The sequence below is a fragment of the Nostoc sp. UIC 10607 genome (genome assembly GCF_047228265.1).
Taxonomy (GTDB): domain Bacteria; phylum Cyanobacteriota; class Cyanobacteriia; order Cyanobacteriales; family Nostocaceae; genus Nostoc; species Nostoc foliaceum_A.
In genome coordinates this window covers 1-685 of sequence record NZ_JBIQNW010000226.1, presented here as the reverse complement: position 1 = coordinate 685, position 685 = coordinate 1, and the positions used below count along the sequence as shown (strand labels likewise).

1 protein-coding gene is annotated in these 685 nt (G+C 46.7%); it reads left to right on the top strand.

The window, feature by feature from the left end; translation table 11 throughout:
- On the top strand, positions 1-685 hold a 685-nt coding region (locus ACEYW6_RS36525), incomplete at both ends, for an ATP-dependent DNA helicase (RefSeq protein WP_412983657.1).

Below are 685 nucleotides of genomic sequence, written 5' to 3'. Positions count from 1 at the left end.
AAAATTCAGCTTTCAGAACAGCAACGCCAAGCTGTAGAAACAGCAGCCTATTCCAAAATCATGATCCTCACTGGTGGTCCTGGCGTTGGAAAGACCTTTACCACTCACACCATTGTCAGCCTGTGGAAAGCAATGGGTAAATCTATTGCAATGGCAGCACCCACTGGACGGGCTGCTCAACGCTTAGGTGAAATGACTGGGCTAGAAGCTAAAACTATTCATCGCTTGTTAGAATTTGACCCCCGCTCAAGGGGTTTCAAGCGCGATAGCGAAAATCCTTTACCCCATACGGCAATTATCGCTGACGAAGCTTCGATGCTTGATTTGTTTCTGGCTTACTCCTTAGTTAAAGCAGTATTAGCTGGCGCTCTACTGTTGTTGGTGGGTGACATTGACCAGTTACCATCTGTGGGCCCAGGTCAAATACTTGCTGACTTGATCAATTCTGGGCGAGTTCCCGTGGTGCGGTTAACCCAGGTATTCCGTCAAGCTCAAACAAGTGCAATTATCACTGCTGCTCACCAAATTAATCGAGGAATTTACCCAACAATTGAGCCGATATCTGATAATCCTGTGTCTGATTGTCTGTGGCATGGTGGCGGATATCAGCCTGAACATGGTGTACAGGCAATCTGTGAGTTGATTACCGATTTGATTCCACGCTTAGGTTTTAATCCTGCCACTG